Here is a 25,092-nt window from a genome sequence, read left to right as displayed (position 1 = left end):
CATTCTGCACCGAGGTCGGTATCTGCCTCATCACTTGTTCGTTGTCGCAACACGCTCGGCAATCTGGGCCACCGTGTAATGAGCCGACTGTACCGCACCTTCCTGCCAGGCGGTGACGTAGCTCATATGCTCTCCGGCGAAGTAGAACGGTCCGTCGCCGGCGAGCAGGGTCGGATATTCCGATTGCCGGGCTCCTGAACTGGTCTCCCACTCGATCCAGGCGCCCAGCGAATAGGGGACTTTCGCCCAGGCGACCGACGCGGCCGGTCCGACAAGCTTCTCATAACCGGGATGAAGTCGCTCGCCATCGCTGATCGCGGCTGCATGACGCTCGGCCGGAGTCATCTCGGTAAAGCGTCGGGCCGCATCCTGAGTCCAGATATAGGCGCCGACCAGCACGCCTTTGCTGCCATGGAACCCGTGCGACGGATACCAGATCTGGGTGATGTCGCGGCCGGTCCAGCTGATGCCGCCATAGAGCTGCTGGTCGATCTCCCACCAACGGCGCGGCGCTTCGAACGCGACCTTGACCGCCGGAAAATAGAGCTTGGCCCCGACCTTGATCGCATGACTCACCGCCGGGCTGAAGTCGGCGGGAATGTGCTCCAGCACCGAAAGCGGGATCGTGCAGATCACGAAATCGGCGTCGAGGGCGCTCCGCCGGCCAGTGCTGCGATCGAGCGAGATGACCCGCGCGCCGTCACCGACGCGATCGATCTGCACGACTTCTTCATTGTGCCGGATCACCCCGTCCAGCGTCCGATCGAAGGCGCGGACGATGGCGTCCATCCCGCCCACCGGTTGCAGCATGGTCGGCGCTTGCTGCCACAACTCCGCGAAGCACAGGGCAAGGGCCATCTTCACCGATGCAGGGCCGGCGATCTCGTCCAGGGGAAGAGGCGGTTGCAGGCGGCCGCGTTGGGTGCCGCTGCCCGGCGTGCCGTCCGCGGTGAAACCAGCACGCGACGAGCCAGCATAGCTCAGGTCACCCCGGAGATCGCCGAATATCCGCAGCACCGTCCGGACTCTTTCGTCATTCGGCACGCTCTTGGCGGCGAGCGCCGCGATCGCCCCTCGGAGGTCGGCTTGGAGCCGCCGTGCCGTTTGCGGCTTGCCATCGAATTGGTCGTCGAACTGGACAAGGGCGGCGCGGTTGTCGTTCACGAAAAGCTCGAGCGGAACGCCGAGGTCGCGACAGTATCCCAGGATGCCCTGGTGGTGACTGGAAAGCCTGGCGGCGCCGGCGTTGAGGTAGATGTCCCGGTCCGTCGTCCATTCGACACGCTGAGTGGAATCCGTTTCGGCGATCCGATCGCCGCCTCGTATCGTCCAGACCCGCCCTCCGGACCGCGAGCGCGCCTCGAGAACCGTGCACTGATAGCCGGCCTTGCCGAGGCAGTACGCTGCCGTCAGGCCGGCTATTCCGGCGCCAAGGATGGCGATGCGCTTGCCGTTGCCGGAGCCGGGCCGCAGCGCTGGCGGCGCGGCATGGGCCGTCGGCGTGTCCAGCAACCCGGCCATGTTCAAAGCAGAGTAGGCGGTGGCTGCGCCTGCGATCCGCCCGATCAATTCGACCAGCGTACGACGCGAAATCTCAGCGGCCATTCTCTCGCCCCCGCACAGTTTGCAACGCCTCACGCCATTCGTTGCGGACCTCGGGGTCGTCTTCACGGGCGGTGCGTTGTCGTTGCACGATCTGACGGGGCGCGAGACGCGACAGGGCCCAGACGGCGCCGCCGCGCACCAGCGGCGAGGGGTCGTCCAACAGCCTTTCCACCGCCGGCAGCGCGGTCTCGCGGCTGGAACTGTTGCCAAGCGCATAGGCGACGTTCCTCAAGAAGCGGTCGCGGCCGATGCGCTTGATGGCCGTGCCGGCGAAACGCTTGCGGAAGCCCTCCTCGTCGAGCGTCGCGAGCTCCGCCAGCAATGGCGCGTTGAGCGCGGGCCGCGGCATCAGCGACGTCTCGCGCGCTTCCTGGGCGAACTTGTTCCACGGGCAGACCGCCAGGCAATCGTCGCAGCCATAGATGCGATTGCCGAGCAGGGGCCTGAGCTCGCGGTCGATCGGGCCTTCATGTTCGATGGTGAGGTAGGAGATGCAGCGTCGCGCCTCGAGGCGATAGGGCGCGGGGAAGGCCTTGGTCGGGCAGATGTCGAGGCAGGCGCGGCATTGGCCGCAATGGTCGCTCTCCGGCGAGTCGGCCGGCAATTCGACCGACAGCAGGATCTCGCCCAGAAACAGCCACGAGCCGAACTGGCGCGACACCAGGTTGGTGTGCTTGCCCTGCCAGCCGTGGCCCGCCATCTGCGCCATGGGCTTTTCCATCAAGGGCGCGGTGTCGACGAAGACTTTCAGGTCGTGCCGGTAGGTGTCCCAGATGAAGCGGCCCAGCGTCTTCAGTTTGCTCTTCATCACGTCGTGGTAGTCGCGGCCCTGGGCGTAGACCGAGATCGCCGCGCGCTCGTCCTGTCGCAGGACCTCCAGCGGATCGGTCGGCGGCGCGTAGTTGATGGCCAGCGACACGACCGTCCTGGCCTCCTGCCACAAGGTTTGCGGATCGGCCCGCTGCTCGGTGCGTTCGCCGAGCCAGCCCATGTCGCCCTGCCAGCCGGCGTTCAAGAACTCGCCCAGCCGCAGCAGGCGCTGGTCGCGCGCCTCGGCACCAGCGTTGGCCGGCGCGAAGCCCACGGCATCAAAGCCCAGCCTCAGCGCCTCATCGCGAATCGCATTGCGCAGCTCGGCCGGGGTCGCCGGCTTCGGCTTGCGTTTGGGAACCGGAGGCTGCCGGCTCATCGCTCCCTGCTATCCTCGGCCGCGATAGGGCTGCACCCCCGGATCGGGCAGCCACAGGCCCTTGGGCGGCTGGCCGGTCTGCCAGAACACGTCGATCGGCATGCCGCCGCGCGGATACCAGTAGCCGCCGATCCTGAGCCAGCGCGGCGCCAGCACCTTCTCGAGGCGCATGCCGATGGCAAGCGTGCAGGCTTCGTGAAAGTCCGCATGGTTGCGGAAGCTGCCGAGATAGAGCTTCAGCGACTTGCTCTCCACGAGCTTGGCGCGCGGCGCGTAGTCGATCACCAGATGAGCGAAATCTGGCTGGCCGGTCACGGGACAGAGCGTGGTGAATTCAGGCGCGGTGAAGCGCACCAGGTACAGCGCTCGCGGCTGCGGATTGGGCACGGTCTCCAGCACGGCCTTTTCCGGCGAATCGGGCAGGATGGCGGGCCGGCCGAGCTGGCTGAGCTTGGGGTATTTGGTCATGTCGTGCCCTCTGACGTTTCATACTCGCTTAGGTCGTCCCAAAATACCCGACTCTTGCTGCTTTTCGCCCAGTTCGATGACTCGCACCGCAACCGGGAACCTGGCGTCAGATTTGAGCGACGTTCGCTCGGAAATCCTGATCCGCTTCCCTTGCAAACATATTGATCATCCCCAGATGCCTACGCAGGACGTCGCCGCCATCCTCGAAAAAGATAGCAATCCTCGCGATTGAAGTTGGCCACCGCCAAGGGGGTTGAGAGTACCCTCGAAGGGCCGGAAGGGAATCAGGGGTGACCTACCAAATCATTCGCCAAGCCATCATGGATCGTCAATGCGCAAGCGCATTGTATGAAGACTATGTCCGGGTCTTCTGCCCGCGAACGATCGGTAAAGACAAATCCGGCACAGCGGTTGTCACTGCCTTCCAATACGGCGGCGGCTGCCCCGGCGGCCTGCCGCTCGGGGGCAAATGGTGTTGCTTTCGAGTGAGCGATCTCGATCTGATCTCCATCACTGACGATGCTTGGCGAATCGGCACTAGTAGTGGAAGGCGCACCAGCTGGGTAACGGATGTCGACGTTGCATCCTGAGGCGTGAGCTGGCACCTCCCCTCTTCGAAGCGGCCAAGGCCCGAAAAGTTGGCAGCCAGCAACCTCCGAACCTCGCCGCGGTTTGGCTTATGGTGGGACCAGAACGAAAGGGCCAACATGGCAAGGATACCGCGACCCCCTGCTGAAGCACCGCGCGAACCGCCGCCTGGTTCCAAGCCGACGCCATTTCCACCCATGCCGCCCCCTCGCGAACCGCCCCCGGGGCCGCCACCGGCAACAGGACAGGCGGCGAACGCGGAGAAGACCGCATATCAGGCTGCGTTCGCCCACTAGCGCACTTGCCCACCAGCGCACTTGCATGACGGCAATTTATGCTCCACCCGGCGCCGGGCGACCGAGATCCTATTCAGCGGCGGCTAGCTGCTGATTCCGGGCGGCGACGACGCGATCACGGGCGATGTCCTCGCCGCGGCGCTTGCTGAGGGCGGCTTCGCCACCCGCCGTCTCGGCGAATAGCGCGAGTTTGTCGAGATCCTCCTCAACCACGGGAGACAGCGCGAGATCCATGTACTCGTGGCGCTTGGGATCGTGTTTGACCTTCTGACCGATCCGCCAACCTTGCCAGGCGAGGCGGACGTAGATCTTGAGTTTCTTCCAGTTCTCGACAGCCAGCCTGTAGTGGAACAGGCCGATTGGCACGATCGGCATGCCGTGGCGGCGGTCGGCGCGGTACTTCAGGCGCAGGATGCCACCCTCCAGCGGATGGATGCCCTCGGCTTCGAACATGATCTTGAACATGGTCATGAACCGGGCCGGCTCGGCCGGGTTGCGACCGGGGATCGCGCCATGCCGGCGCGCCACCGTCTCGGTGTGCTCGGGCGTGTAGTAGGTCCGCCAGGCATCGCGATAGGTCTGGTCGAATTCCTTGTCGCTCATCCTTGGGTGATGGACGACCCGATGATGCACATCGTACTTGTTGAGATCGGCGTCCATCCAGATGCCTTGCTTCCACTGGGTCTGGTGATCTTCCGAGCCGGGCAGGGGCGTCAGGATGAACAGCTCGAGAATGTCGAGCGGCAGCTCGTTCTTGATGATCTCCATGTCGCGCAGGATCGATTCGCGCGTGTCGCCGGGGAAGCCAAGGATGTAGCCCGCCCAGGTCGAAGCACCACTCGTGTGCCAAGCCTGCAGCATCTTTCGGTATTCGGTGATCTTGTTCTGTCGCTTCTTGGCGGCCAGCAGGTTGTCCGGATTGATGTTCTCCAGCCCGATGAACACACGGAACACGCCAGCCCAGCGCGCCTTATGGATGAAGTGCGGGATGCGATGGCACTGCGTGTCGACCTGGATGATCAGGGACAATGCGATGCCTTCGTTCTCCTTGAGCTCGATCAGCCGGTCGAAGAAATCTTCCCAATGCTTGTTGCGGGCCATGTTGTCGTCGGTGATGAAGAACGTGGTGATGCCCTGCTTGTAGTTCTCGCGCACGATCGCTTCGAGGTCGTCGGCGGTGCGGAAGCGGCTCTTGCGACCCTGGACATTGATGATGGTGCAGAACGAGCACTGGAACGGGCAGCCGCGGCCAAGGTCGAAGCTCGAAATGCGCCCTTCATTGCGCGCGAGCGCCGTCGGCGGAAGGCGGGGCGGAGCTGCCCCCTCCATGCTCGGCAGGTCGTCCATATAGTTGTAAAGCGCCTTCAGGGTGCCGTTCCAGGCGTCGCGCACGACCTCATCGAGGCGGCCTTCCTCGGCTTCGCCCGCAAACATCGAAATACCCATGTCCATGGCGGCCTGGATCTCAGGCGGCACGACCGGCAGCATCGATATGCAGCCCGAGACATGGAAGCCACCGAGCGCGACGGGAAGGCCGGCCTTGATGAACTGGCTCGCCAGATCGACAGCCCGTGGAAACTGGTTGGTCTGGACACCAACGAGGCAGATCAGGGCTCTGCTGTTCGAGCGCTTGATGTCGGCGACGATGCGGTCGGCGCGGATGCGCGAGTTGGTCTCGTCGATCGGCTGGGCGACGATATCGACATCCGGTCCCAACACTTGACGCTCGCGGCAGTCTTCAGCCAACCCGTAGAGCGCCGCCAAGGTATTGGAGGGAATGTGCGACCGGAACCAGGTGATCGGATAGCCGTCGTCGTCGTAGTGCGTGGGCTTGATCAGCACCAGCCGGAAGGTCGATCGCTTTGCCGCGGCGCCCATGAATCTGCTTTCTGGCTGTTGCAAACGGCAAGTCGACGATTGAAAAGTCTAGCAGGCAGCGCAACAGCGTGTTCGACGTCCCAGCCTCGGTCGGGATCCATGGAAGGATCGTCCCCAAAGCGGCACCTTCGCCAAGTTATGTTAGGGGGCCACGCGCGTCTGTCTCACATTGAACACGATGACGGCGTTGCGGCGGCGCCATTTCGGAGACCGCGACGATGTCGACGGGGCAAGGGGTGGTCGGAGGAACGACGCACCGGAACGGCCGCTCCTCGTGGACAAGGCACCGACTGGTGGCTGGCTGCCGTCACCGCGCCCGTCGCGGAACTAGTCGCGGATGATCACGTTCAGCAGCGATGAATGCACCTTCAGCTCGCCGTTGTACTCGATGAGGCCGAGCTTCCGGAACTTGTTCATGAAATAGTTGATCCTCGAACGCGTCGTCCCGACGCGCGCCGCCATCACCTCCTGGCTGATCGGCGTCGTGACCGTCCGCAGTTCCGCCTCCTGGCCGACCTGGGCCAGCATGACCAGCAGGCGCGCGAGGCGCTTCTCGCTTGAATTGAACAGTTGGTCGACGAGGTCTGCCTCGACCTGGCTGTTTCGCAGCAACAGGAACGCCATGAACCGCTGCGACATCGCGGGGTGGTCGTTCAGGGCCCTCGAAAGCGTCGCTGTCTCAACGCGCGCCACCATGGCTTCAGTCGAGGCCCGCGCCGACGCTAGGTAGCGGGGATGGCCAGCCAAGCACGACTCGCCGAGGAAGGCGCCGGGGCCGAGCACGCCGACGACCCTTTCCTTGCCCTGCTTGGAGACCACGCTGAGCTCGACCTGGCCTTTCTGGATATAGAAGACTGCGTCGCACTCGGTGCCCTGCCTGAAAATGTAGGTCTTGGCCTTGTACGTCGAGATGGTGCGGCCAGCGCCAACGGTGGTGAGGAAGGCTTCAGTGTCGAAGTCCTGCTTGCTGGACGATTTCCTCGCAGTTCTTCTCCTGGCCATGGCGTTGCCGACCTTCTTGATTCCGGACTTTTTGGGTCGGGTCGCTGCCTTCGATTTGTCGCTTGCCGGCACTCCGTACTCCTGCGTCGATGAGTTGCGAAGAATGGCGGGCTGTTCAGTACTGGACAGTTCAACTTTGAACAGGCGGGGTCAATTTTACGCTTTAGCCTGCGGTCATCAAGCAGCGGAGATTGCGATGGACCGCAGCGCCAAGGCCCCCTTGGCCCGCAGGAAGTCGCGGATTTGCGGACGCTGACCCAGGAGCCGAAGCGCGACCTTTCGCCTGCCCGCTAATGCAAGGGGCGGCCCAGCGCCTGGGCGAGCTCTCGTCCCACATCTGTCAGGGCAACGTGGCCTGTGTCATCACGCTGCAACCAGCCTCGTTCGGCAGCAAGCGCCACAGCTCCATCCGTGGCGCCGTCGAGTCGACGGATCGTTCGCCACGGCATCGAATCGCCGTCGGTTGCCTCATAAAGCAGACGTATCAGCGCAAGTGCCATCGCTTCGGTGTCGTTGGGCATTGATGACCCGAAGCTTGGGTTGAACGGCACACAGCGACATTGATTCAGGAATAGAACGATCCTGACGGCAGTTGGCGACGGCGGCGGTGCGGGCAACGTGCCCAACGGACCACTGAAAACAGTCTAGCATACTGTTCAATATTGAACAGTGGACGGGCAACCCTCGGCCGTGGCGGGCATTGCTGGTTGTAAGGACCCCTGACCCATGAAGTCGGCCTCACTATCCGATCAAGCTGTTGCGAATCGCGGCCTCGCTAAGCGGGTAAGGCGGCTTGCGGGGATGCTGACCGATGCCGACGATGCAGCCCGGCTGCTTCGCTACGCTGACGAGCTTGAGGACCAAGCGGTGGACTTGGAGAGGCGCGCCAAGGAAGGGGACTAGCGGCGAGTCGGGTCCGGCACGCGACCTGTTTTGCTGGCTTACCAGGTCAGGTACGTAACCTCGATCACCACTTCCGAGTGGCGCGCCCTACCACACGGGCAGCATTCGCCATATGCTAGAGAGCTGATACCGAGTGAGGCAGCGCGCTGCCCTCCGGAAGAGGGCATGCAAGCGGGGGCGGCCATTCAGCCAACGCCACATCAGTTCAGTAAATAAGGATTTCATGGCAGTCGTGCCGTTTAAGTCATGTAACGATCATATGCTAAGCGGGCGGCCATGACCCACCGCGTTGCCATCGTGGGCGCGGGCCCGTCGGGTTTCTATGCCGCCGACGGGTTGTTGCGCGCCCGACCCGACCTGCATATCGACATCATCGACCGCCTGCCCACGCCCTATGGGCTGGTGCGCGCCGGCGTCGCGCCCGACCACCAGGGCACCAAGGCGATCGTCCGCCAGTTCGAGAAGCTTTTGGGCCAGCCCGACGTTCGCTTCGCCGGCAACATCGACGTCGGTCGCGACATCTCCTGGGACGAGTTCGACGCGGCCTATGATGCGGTGATCGTCGCCACCGGCATGGTGATCGACAAGAAGCTCGGCATACCGGGCGAGGATCTGCCGCACGTCTGGGGCTCGTGGCGTCTCGTCGGCTGGCTGAACGGCCATCCCGATTTCCGCGCTGGTCCCGATCTCTCCCAGGTGAAGAGCGTGGCGGTGATCGGCAACGGCAACGTGGCGCTGGACGTGGCGCGCGTGCTGGCCAAGAGCGCCGACGAGATGGCGAAAAGCGACATCGTGCCGGAGGCGGGTGCGGCGATCGCCAGCGCACCGCTCACGGATATCTACGTGATCGGCCGGCGCGGACCCGAGCATGCCTCCTTCACCAACAACGAGCTCGCCGAGATGGGAAGGCTGGCGCGGGCCGTGTCGGTCACCGACGCCAAGGCGCTGGACGTGGCGCCACCCGCCACTGATCCGACACCCGAGCGGCTGCGCAAGACCAAGAACCTGGAGATCCTGAAGGGCTTTGCCGGCCACAAGGCGGGCGAAAAGCCGGTGACCGTGCATTTCCTGTTCGGCGCGGTGCCCAAGGCCATCCGGCCGGGCGAGGTCGAGCTATCGACAGGGACGCTCAAGGCCGACCTGCTCGTGACCTGCATCGGCTATGGCGGCGAGGAATTCCCCAAGCGCGACGATGTCTTTCCCGTCGGCTGGGCCAAGCGCGGACCCACGGGCACCATCCCGACCAACCGGGCGGAAAGCCATGCGGTGGCCCAGCAGGTCCTGGCCTTCCTGAAGGATCGCGATCCCAAAAGCGGGCCCGACGTGCTGCCGATCGCCGTCGACGCTGCGGGCTGGCATCGCATCGACAAGCACGAAGTGGCGGCCGGCGCGGCGCTGGGCCGCCCTCGCGTGAAATTGACGGATTGGCAGGCGCTGCTAGACATCGCACAAGACCGCTAACGGCACTATTGTTGCTGCCGGCCGGGGGGTCATTCAGGGAGCTTTCATGTTGAAGTTAGGTCGTCGTCTTGCCGGCGCGCTGGTCGCCGCTGCCGCTTTTGCGGCACCCGCGTATGCGCAAACCACGCTCAAGGTCGCGCTGCATTCGGATCTGAAGATCATCGATCCGATCTGGACCACGGCGCTGATCTCCACCCATCACGGCAACATGGTCTACGACACGCTGTTCGCCATGGACGACAAGCTGCAGGTCAAGCCGCAGATGGTCGACAAGTGGGAGGTCTCGCCCGACAAGCTCACCTGGACCTTCACCCTGCGCGACGGCCTGGAATGGCACAACGGCAAGCCGGTGACGGCCGAGGACTGCGTCGCTTCGATCAAGCGTTGGGGCGCCCGCGATTCGATGGGCCAGAAGCTGTTGAGTGTCACGGCCGATCTCAGTGCTCCGGACGCCAAGACGATCAAGATGGTGCTGAAGCAGCCCTACGGGCTGGTGCTGGAATCGCTCGGCAAGACGAGCTCCAACGTGCCGTTCATGATGCCCAAGGAGCAGGCGAGCGTCGATCCCAACACCCAGCTCACCGAGTCCATCGGCTCGGGCCCGTTCATGCTCAAGAAGGACGAGTCGAAGCCCGGCGAGAAGACGGTCTACCTCAAGAACCCGAAGTACAAGCCGCGCGCGGAGCCCGCGTCGGCGATGGCCGGCGGCAAGGTTGCGAAGGTCGACCGTGTCGAATGGATCTGGATCCCCGACACCCAGACGCAGATCAACGCCTTGCTGAACGGCGAGGTCGATCTGGTCGAGATCGTGCCGCCCGACCTGCTGCCGCTGCTCGCGAAGGACAAGAACATCAAGGTGCTGGCGACCAACACCTGGGGCCGGCAGTACTCGATGCGCTTCAACGTGCTGACCAAGCCGTTCGACAACGCCAAGGTGCGCCAGGCCGTGCTCGTTGCCCTGTCGCAGAAGGAGTTCCTCGACGCCAATTCGGGCAACCCCGACTACTACAAGGAGTGCAAGTCGGTGTTCCCCTGCGGCTCGCCGCTGGAATCGACCAAGGGCTGGGAGGACAAGCTCACGGGCAACATTGCCAAGGCCAAAGAGATCCTGGCGTCGTCGGGCTATGACGGCACGCCGGCGGTGCTGCTGCATCAGACCGACACGGCGGGCCACAACAACCTCGCCACGGTCGCGAAGGCGCAGCTCGAGAAGATCGGGCTCAAGATCGACCTGCAGCCGATGGACTGGCAGACGCTGGTCAGCCGGCGCGCCAAGAGGGACCCGCTCGATAAGGGCGGCTGGAGCGCCTACTTCACCTCGTGGGGTTCGCCCGACGTGCTCAACCCGGTGTCGGCCGCCTTCGTCAATGCCTCGTGCGACAAGGCGACGTTCGGCTGGAGCTGCGACGAGACGTTGGAGAAGCTGCGCGACGCCTACGCCGCGGAGACCGATCCGGCGAAGCAGAAGGCGATCGCCGAGCAGGTGCAGCTGCGCCTGCTGGAGTATCCGACGTTCGTCCCGCTCGGCCAGTTCACGACGCCGACTGCGGTGCGCAGCAACCTCAGCGGACTGATCACGCCCACGCCGGCGCTGGCGCTGTGGAACGTGGAGAAGAAGTAATCCCTCATGGTCCCTCCCCCGTCATACGGGGGAGGGTACGGGAGGGGGCAGGCGACGCGGCTGATCTGTGAAGTTTCAGATTGGGGCTTTCCCCCTCCCTTACCCTCCCCCGATGACGGGGGAGGGAATGCTTTTGGGTTAATCCAGCCTGACCGCGATCCCCTTCATGTCGTCCCGCGACGCCGGATATTTCGTCATCACCTCGGCGTCGTGGCCGGGCACGACCATGTCGACGTGTCCGTCGGCGAGCTTGGTGAGCTTGTCGTAGCCCGCCAGCATGTCGGCCACCGAATAGACGATCGAGAACAGCTTCTTGTCGCGGATGCCCCAGTAGTAATGGCTGGCGTCCGAGGCCAGCACCAGCCAGCCGTTGCGCGTCATCACCCGCACCGACTGGATGCCCATGGTGTGGCCGCCGATCAGGTGCACGGAAATGCCGGGCTGGATCTCGTCGTCGCCGTCGTGGAACACCACGCGCTTGCCGTAGACCGCGCGCACCATGCCGACGATATCCTCGACCTCGAAGGCGTGGCGGAACGGGTCGTGGCACATGTGCCGGCCGGTGGCGAACTGCATCTCCTTGTCCTGAAGATGGAAGCGCGCCTTGGGGAACTTGTCCCAGTTGCCGACGTGGTCGTAGTGCAGGTGGGTGACGATGACGTCCTCGACCTCCCTGGGGTCGATGCCGAGATCGTTGAGAAGGTCGGCAGGGTTACGTTTGACCTCACGGCCGCGCTGCTTGCCGACCTGGGCGTTGAAGCCGGTGTCGATCACGACCGGCTTGCCGCCGATCGCCCGGTTGCCCGCCTCGTCGAGCGGGATCGCCACCCAGACGAAATAATCCATGGGGAAGTCGGCATCGTGCGGATCAGGCGTGATCTGGACTTCCCAAGCCTTGCGCGGCAGGTGGGCGTATTTGACAGCATGCACCTCGTAAATGGGTGTCGAACGCATCTTTATTTCCATCCCTTCCTCGTTTGAAGAAAGCGTAGCCTGCCGGCCGGCCGCGACGCTATAGTTACCTCATGGCCCGCATGGACCTCCTTGCTCGGCGAATTAGCACCCCGGTTTGCACTGCAAACCGGAGCGTCGCTGTTCGTCCGTCTGCAAGGGAGTCGTTCCATGTCGTCCGTCCTCGCGCTTAAGCGCAACTCGTCTACCGTCCGATATTGTTTCGAAGCCGACGCTGAGCCCGGCGTGTTGCCGCGCGCGCTCGAGCTTTTGGCCAAGCGCGGCCTGGTGCCGGCCCGCGTGTTCGCCCAGGCCGATGCCGATCTGCTGTCGGTCGAGATCGAGGTCGAAGGCCTCGAGCCCGACACCGCCGATCATGTCGGCCACTGCCTGTCGCAGATCGTAGGCGTCCGGCAGACGTTTTGAGGCCGCCGTCATGGTTGCCTTCACGATCCGGCCGGCAACGCCCGCCGATGCCGAAGCGCTGTGTGCCCTGCACAAGGCCTCGGTGAGGGCCCTGTGCCTCGGCGCCTACACGGCGGAGGAGATCGAGGCGTGGCTGCGCGAGCGCGAGCCCGCGGGCTTCCGTCACGCCATGACCAAAGGCGGCGAGACCATCCTGGTCGCCGAGCACGACGGCTCGGTCGCGGGCTTTGCGTCGATCAAGGAAACGATGCTCTTCGGCCTCTACGTCGATCCCGCGGGTGGCCGCGGTGCGGGAGGGCCGCTGTTGCAGGCAGCGGAAGGTGAAGTCCGCCGAAGAGGCGCCGCGATCCTGTCACTGCAGTCGACGCTGAACGCCGTACCGTTCTACCGCAAGCACGGCTACATGCGTCAGGCCCGCTCGACGGTGCGGCGCGGCGGGCGCGACCTGGCGGTGCTGGACATGGTCAAAACCTTGTCATGATCTTCCGGACCGCCGGCCGGAGGCCGGCTGTCCGGAAGATTAAGACGTTAGCCGTTCGACGATGGCGTCGATGTGTACCCGCGCGCAGTCGATGCTCGGGAAGCCCGCCGTCTCCTCGTCGAAGATCACCGCGAGATCGGTGCCGGCGAGCAGGATGGCCTCGACGCCGTCACGCCGCTGCAGGTCGGCGGCGATGCGGCGCAGGCCCGCGGTGTCCTCGTCGTGGCCGCGCTGGGTGTCGAGGAGGCGCTGATAGGCCCGGCCGACGAAGGCGATCTCGTCGGGCTGCGGCTTCACGATGTCGACGCCCGAGAGCTGGCCCCACAGGCTGCCCTGCATGGTGAAGGTCGTGCCGAACAGCGCCACGCGCCTGAGCTGTCGCTTGCGAAGCTCGGCGCCAATGGCATCGACGATGTTGATCAGCGGCAGCTTTATGCGCGGCATCAGTTCGCTGATGCAGATGTGCGGCGTCACCGCCGGCAGCACCGCCGCCTCGGCGCCAGCGCGGCCCAGCCGCTCGACGAAGCCCGCGAGATAGTCGGCCAGCGCATCGAGGCGGCCGTCGCGCACGTAACCCTGGCCGCGATCGACGTCGGCATGGACGAACACGAGGTCGGGCACGACGTTGCGCGCCTTGCAGGCGGCGGTGATGCGCTTGTAGTAGTCGACCGTGGCGCCGACGCCCAGGCCGCCCACAATTCCGACGCACGCCATGTCAGTCCCCGCCCAACTCAGTCCATCGTGATGCTGTTGTCGCGGATCACCTTGCCCCAGTCGGCGACCTCGCTTTTCGCGAACTTGTCCATCTCCGCCGGCGCCCAGTCTTTCAGCACCGTGCCGAGCTGGTTGGCGCGTTCCCTGACGGTATCCATCTTCGCGATCTTGCGCATCGCGGCGTTCAGCTTGTCGATGATGGGCTGCGGCGTGCCGGCCGGCGCGAACAGGGCGAACCAGCCATCGAGCTTGAAGCCCGGCAGGCCCGCCTCCGCCGTCGTCGGGATCTCGGCAAAGGCCGGATGCCGCTGATCGCTCGCCAGCGCCAGCGCCTTCACCGCGCCGCTGCGGATGTGGCCCGACACCGAGGGAGGCGTCACCACCATCAGCTCGACCTGGCCCGCCACGAGATCGGCGGTGGCCGGGCCGGCGCCCTTGTAGGGCACGTGGGTGAGGTCGATGCCGGCCGCCTTGTTCAGGAGCACGCCGCCGAGATGCGGCACCGAGCCGGCACCGACCGAGGCGTAGTTGAGCTTGCCCGGGTTGGCCTTGGCGTAGGCGATGAAGCTCTTGAGATCGTCGGCCGGGACCTTCTTCGCGATGACGATGACATGCGGCGCGACCGCGCCCATGGCGACGCCCGCGAAGTCGTCGGGCTTCCAGTTCAGCTCCTTGATCAGCGCCGGATTGGCCGAATGGTAGGCCGAGTACTGCATCAGCAGCGTGTAGCCGTCAGGCTTGGCGCGCGCGACGACGGCGGTGCCGACATTGCCGTTGCCGCCGCCCTTGTTGTCGACGATCACCTGCTGGCCGAGTTCCTGCGACAGGAGGTCGGAGTAGAGCCGGGCGACCAGATCGGTGCCGCCGCCCGGCGGCGCCGGCACCACCATGGTGATGGGCCGGTCGGGATAGTTGGCCTGCGCCCATCCACGAGAGACAAGCGCGGGACCGGCAAGTGCTCCAAGTCCGAGAGCCAGGAAACCGCGACGCTGCATGGGAACCTCAGTTGCCCGGGAAGTTGCGCTTCCACACCTCGGCCAGCTCCGGCACCTGGTCGCCGCGCCGCGCGATGGCGAAGAGATGCGGCGCCTCGCTCTCGAACCACCCGCGCTTGGGGCGCCAGCGCGTCATGATGTCGATATAGATGTCCAGCGCCGAGAACCGCTCGCCCAGAAACCACGGGCCGCCGGCCTCTCCCTCGATCTGACGCCACAGCCGCTGGGCATAGGCGTCGGTGGCGGCGCGGAAGGGATCGCGCGCGGCATTGACCGACACGAAGCGCGACGGATCGTCGGCGTAGGTGAAGGTCGGATAGATGTTGGCGACGATGAATATCAGCCAGCGCAGAAACTTGCCGCGTTCCTTGGCTTTGGCCGGCGGCACCAGCGAATCCTTGCCCGTGATGTCGGCCAGCAGCAGCGTGATCGCTGCACTCTCGCTCATGATGCTGCCGTCGGGCATCTCCAAGGTCGGCACCTGGGCCAGCGGATTGACCTTCTTCAGCTTGGCGTCGGCGTCGGGCGTGCGGAACAGGTCTTCGACCGGCTCGAAGGTATAGGGCAGCCCGTACCAGACGAGCTGCGCCTCCACGATGGTCGAGCCCCAGCCGGCGCGACCCCAGAGCTTGTAGCCTGCCATGGCTGTACCTCTACGGCTTCTGCAGGGGCTGGATCAGGCTGCACGTATCCCAGCGTCCGCCGCCGCGCTGCTGCACGCGGTCGTAGAACTGGTCGACCAGGGCGACCAGCGGCATCGCCGCCTTGGCGCGCCTGCCCTCGGCCATGCTGATGCCGAGATCCTTGCGCATCCAGTCGACGGCGAAGCCGAACTCGAACTTGCCCTCGACCATCGCCTTCCAGCGATTCTCCATCTGCCAGCTCTGCGCCGCGCCCTTGGAGATGGCGCTGATCACCTTTTCCATGTCGAGGCCCGAGCGCTGCCCCAGGTTCAGCGCCTCGGCGAGGCCCTGGACGATGCCGGCGATGCACATCTGGTTCATCATCTTGGTGATCTGGCCCGAGCCCGGCGGGCCGATCAGGGTGATCGCCTTGGAATAGGCGTCGGCCACCGGCTTCGCCCGGTCGAAGGGCGCCTGCTCGCCGCCGCACATCACAGTGAGCTGGCCGTTCTCCGCGCCGGCCTGGCCGCCCGAGACGGGGGCGTCGATGAAGTCGATGCCCTTCTTCTTGCCTTCGGCGTGAAGCTCGCGCGCGATGTCGGCCGAGGCCGTGGTGTTGTCGAAGAAGATCGTGCCACGGCCCATGCCGGCAAACGCGCCGTCGTCGCCCAGCACGACCGCGCGAAGATGCTCGTCGTTGCCGACGCAGGAGAACACGATCTCCTGGCCCGCCGCCGCTTCCTTGGGCGTCTTGGCCGCCTTGCCCTTGTGCTTCTGGTTCCAGGCTTCGGCCTTGGCGAAGGTCCTGTTGTAGACCGTCACGTCATGGCCCTTGGCGGCGAGATGGCCCGCCATCGGGAACCCCATAACGCCCAGACCGAGAAATGCCACCTTGGCCATCATCCACTCCCGCGAGATTTCGTTGAGGGCGCGATCATAGAGGCAAATCCGGCCGATGCCAGTCCGGGCCTCAGGTCACAAATCGGAGGCCCGGCACGGTCGCAGTGAGCCAGTCGCGCACGCCCGAGACGCGCGCGAACCAGGATTGCGAGCCGTAGGTGTCGCCGTTGCCGTTGGCGTTGACGCCGCAGATCGCCCAGCCGCCGCCTTGCGTGCGGAGCCAGGCCGAGCCGCCGCTGTCGCCCGAGCCCAGGATGCCGTCGAGGCGCTCGGCGCCCTCGCTCTCGCGGCGCAGCGTGACGCCCAGCCAGTTGCCGGCATCGCCGCTTTTGGGCACCGGGTGCACTGCGTCCATGATCTCGTCGATCTTGTTGGTGGCCGCGGCCTTGCCGGGCTCGATGTAGTACTTTGGCTTTTGGCCGACCGAGCCGATGCCGCGGCTGCCCCAGCCGACCATGACGATGCGCTGGCCGTCCTCGCGATTGTCGCCGTAGAGCACGGGCGGCGCGCCGCCATCCTCGATCGGCCCGTCGAGCTGCACGATGGCGAAGTCGTAGCCGGTGCGCTCGGCGTTGTTCCAGTTGTAGAGCGGATGGAAGACGAGATCGGTGCCCTGCATCGCCGTGCCGTCGGGCGCGCGATAGACGTAGTCGTCGGCCGCACCGCCGCGATTGAAGACGTGCGCGGCGGTGAGGATGCGGGCGCGGCCGCGCACATTGCCGATCCAGGTGCCGGAGGCGGAGCCCCAGACCTGGCCGTCGTCGCTCGACAGCGCGATCACCGAGGCGAACTGCGGCTGGTCGGCGAGGGCGAGATGGGCGCGAAAGCCGCCCTCGGCGCGCCAGGTGCTGTCGAGCACGATGACGGCGTCGGCAGGACGAGGCGCTGCGGCAAGCAAGAGCGCCGCAGCAGCGAAACGGCGTCGGGTCACGATCATGAGCGGACCAGCAGGATCACGATGGCGGCGAAGCCGGTGAGCAGCGGCGGCAGCGCGAGCGGCCAGGCGCGACGATAGAGCACCGACTCCGGCGTCGCGAGCGCCAGGATCGCCGCACCCATCGAGACGCGGATCGGCGACAGCATGGTGAGGTTGGTGCAGATGCTGTTCTGCACCGCCGCGACCCAGGCCGGATCGACGGCGATGGCGCGGGCGAGCGCCGTCACCATCGGCATCAGCATGGCGTTGGCGGCCGAGCCGCCGCCGGTGAGGAAACCGCCGGTCGCCGCGAACAAGGGGACGCTCAGCGCCGCGCCGCGTCCGGCCACGGCGCGCAGGGCCTCGGCGATCGTCCCGGCCATGCCCGAGCCGACATAGAACTCGGCCATGACCACGAAGGCGAGCGTCACGGCGCAGGACCGCCACGCCGCGCGGCCGGTCTCGGCCAGCACGCGGCCGAGCGGCGCGCGGGCCAGCCAGACCACGACCAGCCCGATCGAGACCAGCCAGAAGCCCGGCGCATAGAGCGGCGCGAAGGCGGGCTGGTTGTCGAACGGCCGCATCGCCCACAAGGGCTTCAGGAAATCGCGCAGGGGCGGCACCAGCCGCGTGGCGCAGAGCGCCAGCGTGAGCGCGACATAGGGCGCGTTGGCGTGCAATGCCGAACGCAGGCGCGCGCCGTCGGGCTGCTCGTCGCGCCAGAAGCGCAGCGCCAGCAGCAAGGCGGTCGAGGCCGCGCCCGCGATCTCGACGTCGCTGTAGTAGTTGAACAGCCAGATCAGGCCGAGCAGCAGCGCCGTCCAGATCGCATCGTCGATCTTCTGCGCCAGCGACACGGCGATGCCCGCCTCGCGCGCCAGCCGCCAGTAGAAGGCGAGGTAGAGGACATGGATCGGGATCTGCAGCAGCGCCGAGGAGAGCCCGAGCTGGTTGGGCGTCAGGCCCGCCAGGGTGGCGCCCACCGTGGTGCCGGTGGCAAGCGCGCCCCACGGCACCAGCGACTGGCTGTAGAGGCCGAGCAGCAGCGCCGACAAGCCGCCGAGCCCGAGGCGGCGCAGTGCCGCGAGCGCGATGATGTAGCCGACGCCGAAGCCCGTCACCGCTTCGGCGAAGGGCGCCAGCAGGAAGCACACCGACCACAGGCGACGTGCATTGACGGGCAATGTGCCGGCGCCCACGCTGCCGCGTGCCTGCTGGCAGCGATGGAAGAACATGCCGGCGGCGATGATGGCGATGACGTGCCAGGAGAGCCAAAGCCCGGCCGCCGTCTCGCGCAGGAAGAGCGGCGCCAGCGCCTCACTGCCACGGGCTTCGACGACGATGATGAAGGCGGCGATCAGGGTCGCCGACAGGCCGGCGAGACCAGCGACCAGGGCGCTGGCGCGGCCCGAGGCCAGCAAGCCGAGCACGAGCAGCAGCGGCGCGAGGGCGAGCAGGGTGGTCATGGGACGCTAGGGACGCTGAGGCGTGGCGGCTAGAGCGCGGTGCGCCAGTCGCCCGGCAGGCCGAGCCAGGCGCAGCGGCCGTTGTTCGACACCGTGGCCGTGGGCTCGGGCAGGGGTATTTCGGTGAAGCACCCGCCGGCCACGCCTGTCCGCGCGGGCCATGCATCGGCCTTCCACAGCAGGGTGGTGCCGCAGGCGGCGCAGAACCAGCGCTGCTGCGGGTTGGCGCCCGTGATCTCGTAGAGGCCGAAATCGCCCGCTCGGGCCGTGACCCGCTCGTCGGCGAAATAGGCCGACCAGCCGAAGGCGCTGCCGGTGCGCCGCTTGCAGTTGCCGCAATGGCAAACGGCGTTGAGGACGGGGTCGCCCTCCACCTCGATGCTGCAGGCGCCGCAGCAACAATGGGCCTTGCGGGTCATGGTCCAGCTCCCTGAAACGCGGCCGGATGGCCGCTTGCGCCGACGCGGCCGGATGGCCGCTTGCGCGGCGGGGGCCTTTCGCCTAGAACCCGCGCCGTGCCCCGATAGCTCAGCTGGTAGAGCACGTCATTCGTAATGATGGGGTCGGCGGTTCGATTCCGTCTCGGGGCACCAATACCCCCATCGCGTCTGCGGTATGGTTCCCCTCTCTGGGACTCACCGCAGCATCTTGTGGAGTCACAGCTACTCAATCCGACTCAAATGGTGGCACCTCTGGGGGTACCGCTCAGAATGAGTGGGGTATCGGCTGTAAGGATTCCGTCGGTGGTTCGATTCCCAATCCACAGCTTAACATTGCGTTGCCGAGCGTGTGATACAATCAAGGCATATTAGCTAGTGCGTTCGAGTGTGGCCCTGTCACTAGCGGGCTCACGTTCGAGCGATAGACCTATGAGAATTGATTACTCGCCTCGTGCCAGCGGCAAGACCACCCGACTTATCGAATGGCTCAAAGCGAAACCAGATCGGTTTCTTCTTACGTTCTCACATGACGAAGAGAATCGCTTGAAGCGCCTTCACCCGGACCTTTCGAATCGAATAGTTGATTGGCGAAGCTATCAGCGGCGGTTCATGCACGGCTCGCCGATGCATCAGATTGCCATAGACAATGTGGATCTGGTTCTGGAAGAGCAGTTTCGGCAGCGGATCGCAATCGCCAGCATCAGTGACGAGCAGACACCTCAATGGCGTTTACTCCAAGAAGCAGGGTACCAACATGTACGCTGATACCTAGTCCGACGATGACGGAAAGCTCGCCAATCGTTCAGAGGGTGATTGCTCGTCTGGTCGCAATAGGCGATCCCCGTCGAACTCGGACCCTCGACATCTCGGCGGATACGGAGATCTACTACGATCTCGGCATCTACGGCGATGTCCTCTACTTCGACCTTGTTGATTGGATTCACAAAGAGTTCGGTACGACTTTCGACCACTTCAATCTCGGCGCCTATGCTCCAGGTGAGCAAGGATTCCTCGCGATGATTTGGCGCAGACGGCGTCGTGAGTCTGATCGAAGAAAGGGGCGATACCGAAGCCTCAAAGTTCGTGATCTTGTCGAGGCAATTGAGAGAAAAGCTTGGCCGTCTCGCGGCGAGTAGCGATCCTCTGAGTGCATCACACTTGCTCGCTACTACGCATGAGTGTGGGGACTCCATTGGAGGTATCGCCCGAGATGGCAACTCGCAAAGGCCAATAGACCCAGTTGCTTAGAAGATTTGTGTGGCGCAGTCTCGGGGCACCATCTCACTCCTTTCTCATGCTCAGGCCTTCGCAAATCCTGGCAAGGCAAGGCCTTGCGTGTTTTTCCTTGCTCACAGCGAGGAGGTTGCTCGCGCGTTCCAGTGGCAGCGGCATCTTCTCAACCTTCTTTGAATCCGTTGTGAATTCTCTTTGAATTGTGCCGCTGCCTCGTGGAGCTCGGCCACCTTTGCCTTCAACGTCCGATAGTCGTCCGGTGCTTTGTTACGTCATGATCGACGTTGGCTCCCGACTGGAGCGCGCGTTGAAGGATGCGCCGATCTGAAGACTTGAACCGACGGTTTGCTCGAGGCGCCCGCGTCACACGCAATTCGCTGACGTTTGCCAAAGTTGGCAGGCTCGCGATCGCATACTGGCATCACTAAACCGTTGAGCCGCTTGGCTTCTTGGCCGGAGTCTTGCTTCCAATCAGGCATGACCAAACCGTTTCATCTCGCCTGGTTTCTCGGCCAGAGTTTCGCTTCCAAGAACTGGCGCTCGACATGGGCCGGCAGTGCCACCGACGTCAAGCGCTGGATGATGCCCGACCTCTTCATCGACCTCGCCAAGGGGATGGAGCGGGCGTGCATGGACTACATGATCATCGAGGACTCCTCGAACGTGCCCTATACCTACAAGGGCAACCACGACACCTATCTGCAATACGCCCAGGGCTCTCCCAAGCTCGACCCTGCGGTGCTCGTGCCATGGCTTGCACAGGCGACGACGCATCTCGGCCTCGTGCCGACGCTCTCCGTGTCGGAATACCCGCCGTACCTGGCGGCACGTCTCATCAATTCGCTGGACCATGTCACCGAGGGTCGCATCGGCTGGAACTGCGTCACAGGCAGCAACGACGGCACCGCGCAGAACTACGGCCACGACAAGCACCGGCCGCACGACGAGCGCTACGAGGTGGCCGACGAGTTTGCCGACGTCGTCACCAGGCTCTGGGAGGCCTGGGACGCGGATGCGGTGGTGCTCGATCGCGACATCCCGATGTTCGCCGACGGCAAAAAGGTCCGCCCGATCAACCACGTCGGCAAGTACTTCAAGGTGCGCGGACCGATCAACGCGCCGCGCTCGCCGCAGGGGCGCGTGCCGATCTGCCAGGCCGGCGGCTCGGCGGCGGGCAAGAAGTTCGCATCGAAGTGGGCCGACACCATCATTACCGAAGGCAGCAACATCGAGAAGATGAAGGCCTATCGCCAGGAGGTCCGCAGCAATGCCGCCGCGATGGGGCGCAATCCCGACGACATCAAGCTCCTGTTCCTGTGCTCGCCGATCGTCGACACGACGATGGAGGCGGCGCGCGAACGGCGCCGGCTGCAGCAGGAAGACTCGCTGAAGCACGTCGAGATGCAGCTCTCGGGCATGTCGCGGCTGACCGGTATCGACTTTTCCAAGTTCGATCTCGACGAGCCGCTGCCGACCACGCTCACGACCAACGGCCACCAGTCCTCGCTGGCCCGATGGCTCGGCAAGCCCCTGCGCGAGATCGTGCGCGGCTACGCCAGCAAGGGCAGCCTCGACTACACCGGCACGCCCGATCGCGTGGCGGGGGTGATGGCTGAGGTCATGCAGGAAGTGGGCGGCGACGGCTTCCTGTTTTCCGATACGCCGATCGAGCGCCGTTCCATCATGGAGATCTGCGATGGGCTGGTGCCCGAGCTGCAGCGTCGCGGGCTGACCCGCAAGGCCTACGTGCACAAGCATCTTGCCGACAATCTGAAGGAGTTTTGAGACACACTGAGGCGAACCTGCCTGCACTGGATCGGGCAGGCTTCTGCAAGTAGGCGGCTGGTAAAGCCGACGGCGAGGTGACACGCTGCAGCGAGTGCGATGTTTGTTTGATCATCAAAGGCAACATGGCTTACGCACCGCTCGCCAACTCGACGTACCTCGATTTCACCGGTTATCGCGTCACCAGCGAAACATCTGTCGAAGCGGCCTACGGCGTCACCGGCACCGCGCCTACGTTCGGCTTCAATGTGGCACTGGTCCTCGAACGCAATAGCGATCCGATGGGCCTGCTGTCGGAGAACTGGGCGACACGACAGAAGACACTCGCCGACCTGAACGCGTCGGGGACCTTGTGGACCACCTACGGCGCCGACCAGGCGCTCTACGACGGTGTCGTTGCCCAACTGCAAGGCGCCTCCTACAACCTCGCCGTCCTCGACGGCACCAACAGCAACTACGTCAGCTCGGCCGAGTCGCGGACGATCTGGGTGGAGATCAACTCGGCGGCTGATTTCGCCAACCTGTTTCAGAACAACACGCTCACCATGGCGGCGATCGCCGATCCGTCGCCGGTCAACACTTTCCTCTACTGGACCGGAAGCCTCTCGCTGCCGGAGGAATGGAACGTCGCGGGCCTGTGGTTCGATACCGAAAGCCTGCCCAACCCATCCAACATGACGCCCGGCCAGTCGGCGACCCTGCCGCAAGGGCCGCAAAGCATCGGCAACGGGTCGTTGAACCTGGCCCATTTGCCGCCGCAGCAGATCGCTGCTCTCTACAACTTCCCGCTCGACGGTCAGGCTGTCGCGACCGGCACGATCGGGCTGATCGAGCCCGTGACCGGATCCGTGCTGCCGAACGATCCGCTGGGGACGGGGTTCGAGGCCTCGCTCGAGGCCTATCTGGCCTCGATCGGCCGGACCGGCACCGGCAGCGTCTTCGTCCAAGGCGCCGACGGACAGAATGCGGCGGAGGGCGGCGCCGGCGAGCGCTCGCTGGATGTCGGCGTCGTCGCGGCCGTCAACCCCAACAGCAACATTGCCCTCTACAATGGCTCGGGCTTCACGGCAGCCACGGGCAATGCCCAGGGCACCACCTTCACGGCCATCCAGAGCGCGATCTGGGACATGACGGCCAACCCCGCCGTCCTGTCCTCCTCGTTCGGCGACGTGAACAGCATGTCGCCGGGCTCGCCCTTCTACAGTGCGTACCAGCAACTCTTCGTCGACGCCGCCCTGCGCAACAAGACCTTCTTCAATGCCCTGGGCGATGGCGGCTCGGGCAACCTGATCGGGACCGGGCTGACCGAGCTCTTCTACAACGACATCAGTCCTTACAACGTCATGGTGGGCGGCAGCTCGCTCACCAGTTTTGCCTCGGCGCCAACCGATCCCAGCCTGGTCAATGCCGTGCTGGCGCCGGCGCTCAAGGGCGATCTCGGCACCCTCTGGATGCTGGTTGCCGGCGGCCTGAAGAGCCTGCCCGCCGATGCGGCGTCATTGCAGGTTTTCGTCGAGACGGTGTGGAACGCCTATTACGTCGATGGCACCGACATCACGATCAATCCTGGCCAGCCTTTCGAAGGCGGCTACCTCGTCAACACGACCAGCTCGGGCGGTGTCGACGTCACCCAACCCGCACCTTTCTATCAAACCCAGTACGGCCTCTACCCTGTAGCGACCGATCCGCTGGCGCAGCCCGGTCGCGGCGCGCCGGACGTCACGGCCGATGCCGGCGGCAATACCGTCTATGTCGTGCCCAACGACGCCATGGACCGCCTCAGCCTGAGCGGCGGCACCAGTGCCGCGGCGCCGCTCTGGGCCTCGCTCGCCATCCAGTTCAACGCGATCTTCCACGACCAGGGGCTGCCCGACCTCGGATTCGCCAACGACCTCCTGTACATCGCTTCCGCGGTCGCCCCGGGCTCGTTCAATGATGTTGCCCTGGGGAACAACATCTCTTCCTTCACCCTGGGCGGTCTTTACGAATCGAACGGCACCGCCCTCACGCCGACCGGCTACGGCTACGAGGCCGGGCCCGGCTATGATCTCGTGAGCGGACTGGGCTCGCCCAACGGCGTGCTGCTCGGCCGCGCCCTCACGGCCATCGCCCACGCGCAGATGTCCTTCGATTCAAGTCCCGCCATGCTGGAGGCCGATGGCAACGGCTGGGAAAGCGGCGCCGACCAGACGCTGCTGTTCCAGACCATGACCGGGTCGAGCGCCACCATCGGGCTCGGCCTGGGCGGCTCCGCACAGATCTTCGGCAGCACCGCTTCGGCACTCTACGCGTGGACCAATCGCGTGGCTCAGCAGTCGCTGCAGGACGACTTCGATTCCGGGCTGGTGAAGCTGTTCGACAAGCAGGCGCAGGGCGCCGTCATGCAGGCGTCCATCAGCGCCGGCGACGATCTCACTGTCGCCATCAACGCCTCGATGGCCACAGCCATTCAGGGGGTGTTGAGCAGCCCCTTCGGCTTTGCCGACTTCGTCACCGGAGCCGGCGCCGTACGCGTGGCGCGGCCCGTGGCCGTTGCCGAGACGGCGGGCGGCGCCGACGACCAGACGGCGGTCGTGCGATTGCGGCAGAACGGCGAGGACAGCCTGTCGCTCAGCGTTTTTCGTGTCGACGATCTTTCCGGCACTGTCGATGGCCTGGCACCCGGCGCAGCCGGCTACGCCGCCGCTGCCGCAGGGAGGGTCTACGCCGCCAGCAACGGCATGACGTCGCTCGACGGGCCTGGTTACGGTGGCTACGGGGAGTACGTTCTGACCAACGTCGATGCCGGTGACATGATTGCCTTCAGGCTGACCGACCGGACGAGCGGCAACGTCTTCTGGGGATTCGCCCAGGCGAATGAGAAGGTGAACGGCCAGCCGGTCGGCCACCTGTGGAACTACGGCCTCAACACCTGGGGCTTCGAGGACCAGGTCGGCGGCGGCGACCATGACTTCAACGACCTGATCCTGCAGTTCGACTTCACGAGCACATCTGGCTCCGGCTGGCTGATGTGACGGCGAGCGCGATGCTCGGACCTGAGGGTGTCGGTGCAACCTACCCTAGCCAAAATCGTTAAGCTTCTTGCCCCGCGCTCAAATATGGGTCGCCGCTGCTCCTCACGCACCAGGGGAAAGAACGATGATACCTGGAC

At 65.0% G+C, this 25,092-nt stretch carries 23 protein-coding genes and 1 tRNA gene; 10 read left to right on the top strand and 14 right to left on the bottom strand.

Annotation, left to right across the window (positions count from 1 at the left end):
- Positions 1-30: 30 nt before the first annotated feature.
- From RSO01_RS29625 to queF, 3 genes are read right to left on the bottom strand one after another with little or no spacing between them, the layout of a single operon-like run.
- Positions 31-1,605, bottom strand: a complete 1,575-nt coding sequence (locus tag RSO01_RS29625; protein ID WP_147154170.1) for a flavin monoamine oxidase family protein — start codon at positions 1,603-1,605, stop codon at positions 31-33.
- Positions 1,595-2,794, bottom strand: a complete 1,200-nt coding sequence (gene queG, locus RSO01_RS29620) for a tRNA epoxyqueuosine(34) reductase QueG (RefSeq protein ID WP_147154169.1) — start codon at positions 2,792-2,794, stop codon at positions 1,595-1,597. Before queG ends, RSO01_RS29625 begins: the two co-directional genes overlap by 11 nt.
- A gap of 9 nt (positions 2,795-2,803) precedes the next feature.
- Positions 2,804-3,262 (bottom strand): preQ(1) synthase, encoded by a 459-nt coding sequence (gene queF / locus RSO01_RS29615; protein WP_147154168.1) that lies wholly within the window; start codon positions 3,260-3,262, stop codon positions 2,804-2,806.
- 290 nt (positions 3,263-3,552) lie between these two features.
- Here queF and RSO01_RS29610 point away from each other — a divergent pair, with 290 nt between their 5' ends.
- Positions 3,553-3,852, top strand: a complete 300-nt coding sequence (locus RSO01_RS29610) for a hypothetical protein (protein WP_147154167.1) — start codon at positions 3,553-3,555, stop codon at positions 3,850-3,852.
- A 363-nt stretch (positions 3,853-4,215) separates the two neighbouring features.
- Here RSO01_RS29610 and RSO01_RS29605 read toward each other — a convergent pair whose 3' ends face one another.
- The 3 genes from RSO01_RS29605 to RSO01_RS29595 all read right to left on the bottom strand — a co-directional run bounded on the left by RSO01_RS29605 (position 4,216) and on the right by RSO01_RS29595 (position 7,547).
- Positions 4,216-6,024, bottom strand: coding sequence for a B12-binding domain-containing radical SAM protein (locus tag RSO01_RS29605; RefSeq protein ID WP_147154166.1), 1,809 nt, complete (start codon positions 6,022-6,024; stop codon positions 4,216-4,218).
- A gap of 327 nt (positions 6,025-6,351) precedes the next feature.
- Positions 6,352-7,026, bottom strand: coding sequence for a Crp/Fnr family transcriptional regulator (locus tag RSO01_RS29600; RefSeq protein WP_147154165.1), 675 nt, complete (start codon positions 7,024-7,026; stop codon positions 6,352-6,354).
- A 290-nt stretch (positions 7,027-7,316) separates the two neighbouring features.
- The gene (locus RSO01_RS29595) at positions 7,317-7,547 is read right to left on the bottom strand and encodes a hypothetical protein (protein WP_147154164.1); all 231 of its coding nucleotides are present in this window, start codon (positions 7,545-7,547) and stop codon (positions 7,317-7,319) included.
- Positions 7,548-8,205: 658 nt separating this feature from the next.
- Between RSO01_RS29595 and RSO01_RS29590 the strand changes: the two genes are divergently transcribed.
- Together RSO01_RS29590 and RSO01_RS29585 are read left to right on the top strand one after the other, a co-directional pair.
- Complete coding sequence (locus RSO01_RS29590) at positions 8,206-9,390, top strand: FAD-dependent oxidoreductase (protein WP_147154163.1); 1,185 nt, start codon at positions 8,206-8,208, stop codon at positions 9,388-9,390.
- Between the two features lie 46 nt (positions 9,391-9,436).
- Complete coding sequence (locus RSO01_RS29585) at positions 9,437-11,011, top strand: ABC transporter substrate-binding protein (protein WP_147154162.1); 1,575 nt, start codon at positions 9,437-9,439, stop codon at positions 11,009-11,011.
- Between the two features lie 138 nt (positions 11,012-11,149).
- On the opposite strand, the gene RSO01_RS29580 is transcribed toward RSO01_RS29585, so the two are convergent.
- On the bottom strand, positions 11,150-11,965 hold the full coding sequence (locus RSO01_RS29580) for an N-acyl homoserine lactonase family protein (protein WP_147154161.1): 816 nt from the start codon (positions 11,963-11,965) through the stop codon (positions 11,150-11,152).
- A 168-nt stretch (positions 11,966-12,133) separates the two neighbouring features.
- Between RSO01_RS29580 and RSO01_RS29575 the strand changes: the two genes are divergently transcribed.
- Both RSO01_RS29575 and RSO01_RS29570 read left to right on the top strand, forming a co-directional pair.
- On the top strand, positions 12,134-12,388 hold the full coding sequence (locus RSO01_RS29575) for an ACT-like domain-containing protein (protein WP_147154160.1): 255 nt from the start codon (positions 12,134-12,136) through the stop codon (positions 12,386-12,388).
- 10 nt (positions 12,389-12,398) lie between these two features.
- Positions 12,399-12,869: a GNAT family N-acetyltransferase gene (locus RSO01_RS29570; protein WP_147154159.1), complete on the top strand. Its 471-nt coding sequence runs from the start codon at positions 12,399-12,401 to the stop codon at positions 12,867-12,869.
- 39 nt (positions 12,870-12,908) lie between these two features.
- On the opposite strand, the gene RSO01_RS29565 is transcribed toward RSO01_RS29570, so the two are convergent.
- From RSO01_RS29565 to RSO01_RS29535, 7 genes are read right to left on the bottom strand one after another with little or no spacing between them, the layout of a single operon-like run.
- Positions 12,909-13,583, bottom strand: a complete 675-nt coding sequence (locus tag RSO01_RS29565) for an aspartate/glutamate racemase family protein (RefSeq protein ID WP_147154158.1) — start codon at positions 13,581-13,583, stop codon at positions 12,909-12,911.
- 17 nt (positions 13,584-13,600) lie between these two features.
- Positions 13,601-14,578: a Bug family tripartite tricarboxylate transporter substrate binding protein gene (locus RSO01_RS29560; RefSeq protein ID WP_147154157.1), complete on the bottom strand. Its 978-nt coding sequence runs from the start codon at positions 14,576-14,578 to the stop codon at positions 13,601-13,603.
- Positions 14,579-14,585: 7 nt separating this feature from the next.
- Entirely contained in the window at positions 14,586-15,221 is a 636-nt protein-coding gene (locus tag RSO01_RS29555; protein WP_147154156.1) for a glutathione S-transferase family protein, read from the bottom strand.
- 10 nt (positions 15,222-15,231) lie between these two features.
- A complete protein-coding gene (locus RSO01_RS29550; RefSeq protein ID WP_281291530.1) occupies positions 15,232-16,119 on the bottom strand; it encodes an NAD(P)-dependent oxidoreductase in 888 nt (295 codons plus the stop codon).
- A 52-nt stretch (positions 16,120-16,171) separates the two neighbouring features.
- Positions 16,172-17,038, bottom strand: coding sequence for a trypsin-like serine protease (locus tag RSO01_RS29545; RefSeq protein WP_147154154.1), 867 nt, complete (start codon positions 17,036-17,038; stop codon positions 16,172-16,174).
- Complete coding sequence (locus tag RSO01_RS29540; protein ID WP_147154153.1) at positions 17,035-18,483, bottom strand: L-lactate permease; 1,449 nt, start codon at positions 18,481-18,483, stop codon at positions 17,035-17,037. The genes RSO01_RS29545 and RSO01_RS29540 overlap by 4 nt, the downstream gene beginning before the upstream one ends.
- 29 nt (positions 18,484-18,512) lie before the next feature.
- Complete coding sequence (locus RSO01_RS29535) at positions 18,513-18,902, bottom strand: GFA family protein (protein WP_147154152.1); 390 nt, start codon at positions 18,900-18,902, stop codon at positions 18,513-18,515.
- A gap of 98 nt (positions 18,903-19,000) precedes the next feature.
- On the opposite strand from RSO01_RS29535, the gene RSO01_RS29530 reads away from it, so the two are divergent.
- The 5 genes from RSO01_RS29530 (at position 19,001) to RSO01_RS29510 (ending at position 24,955) form a co-directional block, all read left to right on the top strand.
- Positions 19,001-19,076: transfer RNA gene (locus tag RSO01_RS29530), tRNA-Thr, on the top strand.
- 276 nt (positions 19,077-19,352) lie between these two features.
- Positions 19,353-19,688 carry a hypothetical protein gene (locus RSO01_RS29525; protein ID WP_147154151.1) on the top strand — a complete coding sequence of 112 codons (336 nt, stop codon included), beginning with the start codon at positions 19,353-19,355 and terminating at the stop codon, positions 19,686-19,688.
- Between the two features lie 14 nt (positions 19,689-19,702).
- Entirely contained in the window at positions 19,703-20,059 is a 357-nt protein-coding gene (locus tag RSO01_RS29520) for a hypothetical protein (protein WP_147154150.1), read from the top strand.
- Between the two features lie 574 nt (positions 20,060-20,633).
- Positions 20,634-21,941 carry an NtaA/DmoA family FMN-dependent monooxygenase gene (locus tag RSO01_RS29515; protein WP_147154149.1) on the top strand — a complete coding sequence of 436 codons (1,308 nt, stop codon included), beginning with the start codon at positions 20,634-20,636 and terminating at the stop codon, positions 21,939-21,941.
- 125 nt (positions 21,942-22,066) lie between these two features.
- Entirely contained in the window at positions 22,067-24,955 is a 2,889-nt protein-coding gene (locus RSO01_RS29510) for a hypothetical protein (protein WP_147154148.1), read from the top strand.
- Positions 24,956-25,092 lie beyond the last annotated feature (137 nt).

The sequence above is a fragment of the Reyranella soli genome (genome assembly GCF_007992495.1).
In the GTDB taxonomy this organism is placed as follows: domain Bacteria; phylum Pseudomonadota; class Alphaproteobacteria; order Reyranellales; family Reyranellaceae; genus Reyranella; species Reyranella soli.
The sequence above is the reverse complement of the archived record's forward strand: the minus strand, read 5'-3'. Positions and strand labels throughout refer to the sequence as shown.

Excerpts from the sequence above, each read along its gene's own strand:
- RSO01_RS29535 (WP_147154152.1), bottom strand. The coding sequence starts at position 18,902 with ATGACCCGCAAGGCCCATTGTTGCTGCGGCGCCTGCAGCATCGAGGTG.
- RSO01_RS29585 (WP_147154162.1), top strand. The coding sequence starts at position 9,437 with ATGTTGAAGTTAGGTCGTCGTCTTGCCGGCGCGCTGGTCGCCGCTGCC.
- RSO01_RS29590 (WP_147154163.1), top strand. The coding sequence starts at position 8,206 with ATGACCCACCGCGTTGCCATCGTGGGCGCGGGCCCGTCGGGTTTCTAT.
- queG (WP_147154169.1), bottom strand. The coding sequence starts at position 2,794 with ATGAGCCGGCAGCCTCCGGTTCCCAAACGCAAGCCGAAGCCGGCGACC.
- RSO01_RS29545 (WP_147154154.1), bottom strand. The coding sequence starts at position 17,038 with ATGATCGTGACCCGACGCCGTTTCGCTGCTGCGGCGCTCTTGCTTGCC.
- RSO01_RS29520 (WP_147154150.1), top strand. The coding sequence starts at position 19,703 with ATGACGGAAAGCTCGCCAATCGTTCAGAGGGTGATTGCTCGTCTGGTC.
- RSO01_RS29525 (WP_147154151.1), top strand. The coding sequence starts at position 19,353 with ATGAGAATTGATTACTCGCCTCGTGCCAGCGGCAAGACCACCCGACTT.
- RSO01_RS29540 (WP_147154153.1), bottom strand. The coding sequence starts at position 18,483 with ATGACCACCCTGCTCGCCCTCGCGCCGCTGCTGCTCGTGCTCGGCTTG.
- RSO01_RS29565 (WP_147154158.1), bottom strand. The coding sequence starts at position 13,583 with ATGGCGTGCGTCGGAATTGTGGGCGGCCTGGGCGTCGGCGCCACGGTC.
- RSO01_RS29595 (WP_147154164.1), bottom strand. The coding sequence starts at position 7,547 with ATGCCCAACGACACCGAAGCGATGGCACTTGCGCTGATACGTCTGCTT.
- RSO01_RS29570 (WP_147154159.1), top strand. The coding sequence starts at position 12,399 with ATGGTTGCCTTCACGATCCGGCCGGCAACGCCCGCCGATGCCGAAGCG.
- RSO01_RS29555 (WP_147154156.1), bottom strand. The coding sequence starts at position 15,221 with ATGGCAGGCTACAAGCTCTGGGGTCGCGCCGGCTGGGGCTCGACCATC.
- RSO01_RS29575 (WP_147154160.1), top strand. The coding sequence starts at position 12,134 with ATGTCGTCCGTCCTCGCGCTTAAGCGCAACTCGTCTACCGTCCGATAT.
- queF (WP_147154168.1), bottom strand. The coding sequence starts at position 3,262 with ATGACCAAATACCCCAAGCTCAGCCAGCTCGGCCGGCCCGCCATCCTG.
- RSO01_RS29625 (WP_147154170.1), bottom strand. The coding sequence starts at position 1,605 with ATGGCCGCTGAGATTTCGCGTCGTACGCTGGTCGAATTGATCGGGCGG.
- RSO01_RS29515 (WP_147154149.1), top strand. The coding sequence starts at position 20,634 with ATGACCAAACCGTTTCATCTCGCCTGGTTTCTCGGCCAGAGTTTCGCT.
- RSO01_RS29605 (WP_147154166.1), bottom strand. The coding sequence starts at position 6,024 with ATGGGCGCCGCGGCAAAGCGATCGACCTTCCGGCTGGTGCTGATCAAG.
- RSO01_RS29580 (WP_147154161.1), bottom strand. The coding sequence starts at position 11,965 with ATGCGTTCGACACCCATTTACGAGGTGCATGCTGTCAAATACGCCCAC.
- RSO01_RS29600 (WP_147154165.1), bottom strand. The coding sequence starts at position 7,026 with ATGGCCAGGAGAAGAACTGCGAGGAAATCGTCCAGCAAGCAGGACTTC.
- RSO01_RS29560 (WP_147154157.1), bottom strand. The coding sequence starts at position 14,578 with ATGCAGCGTCGCGGTTTCCTGGCTCTCGGACTTGGAGCACTTGCCGGT.
- RSO01_RS29510 (WP_147154148.1), top strand. The coding sequence starts at position 22,067 with ATGGCTTACGCACCGCTCGCCAACTCGACGTACCTCGATTTCACCGGT.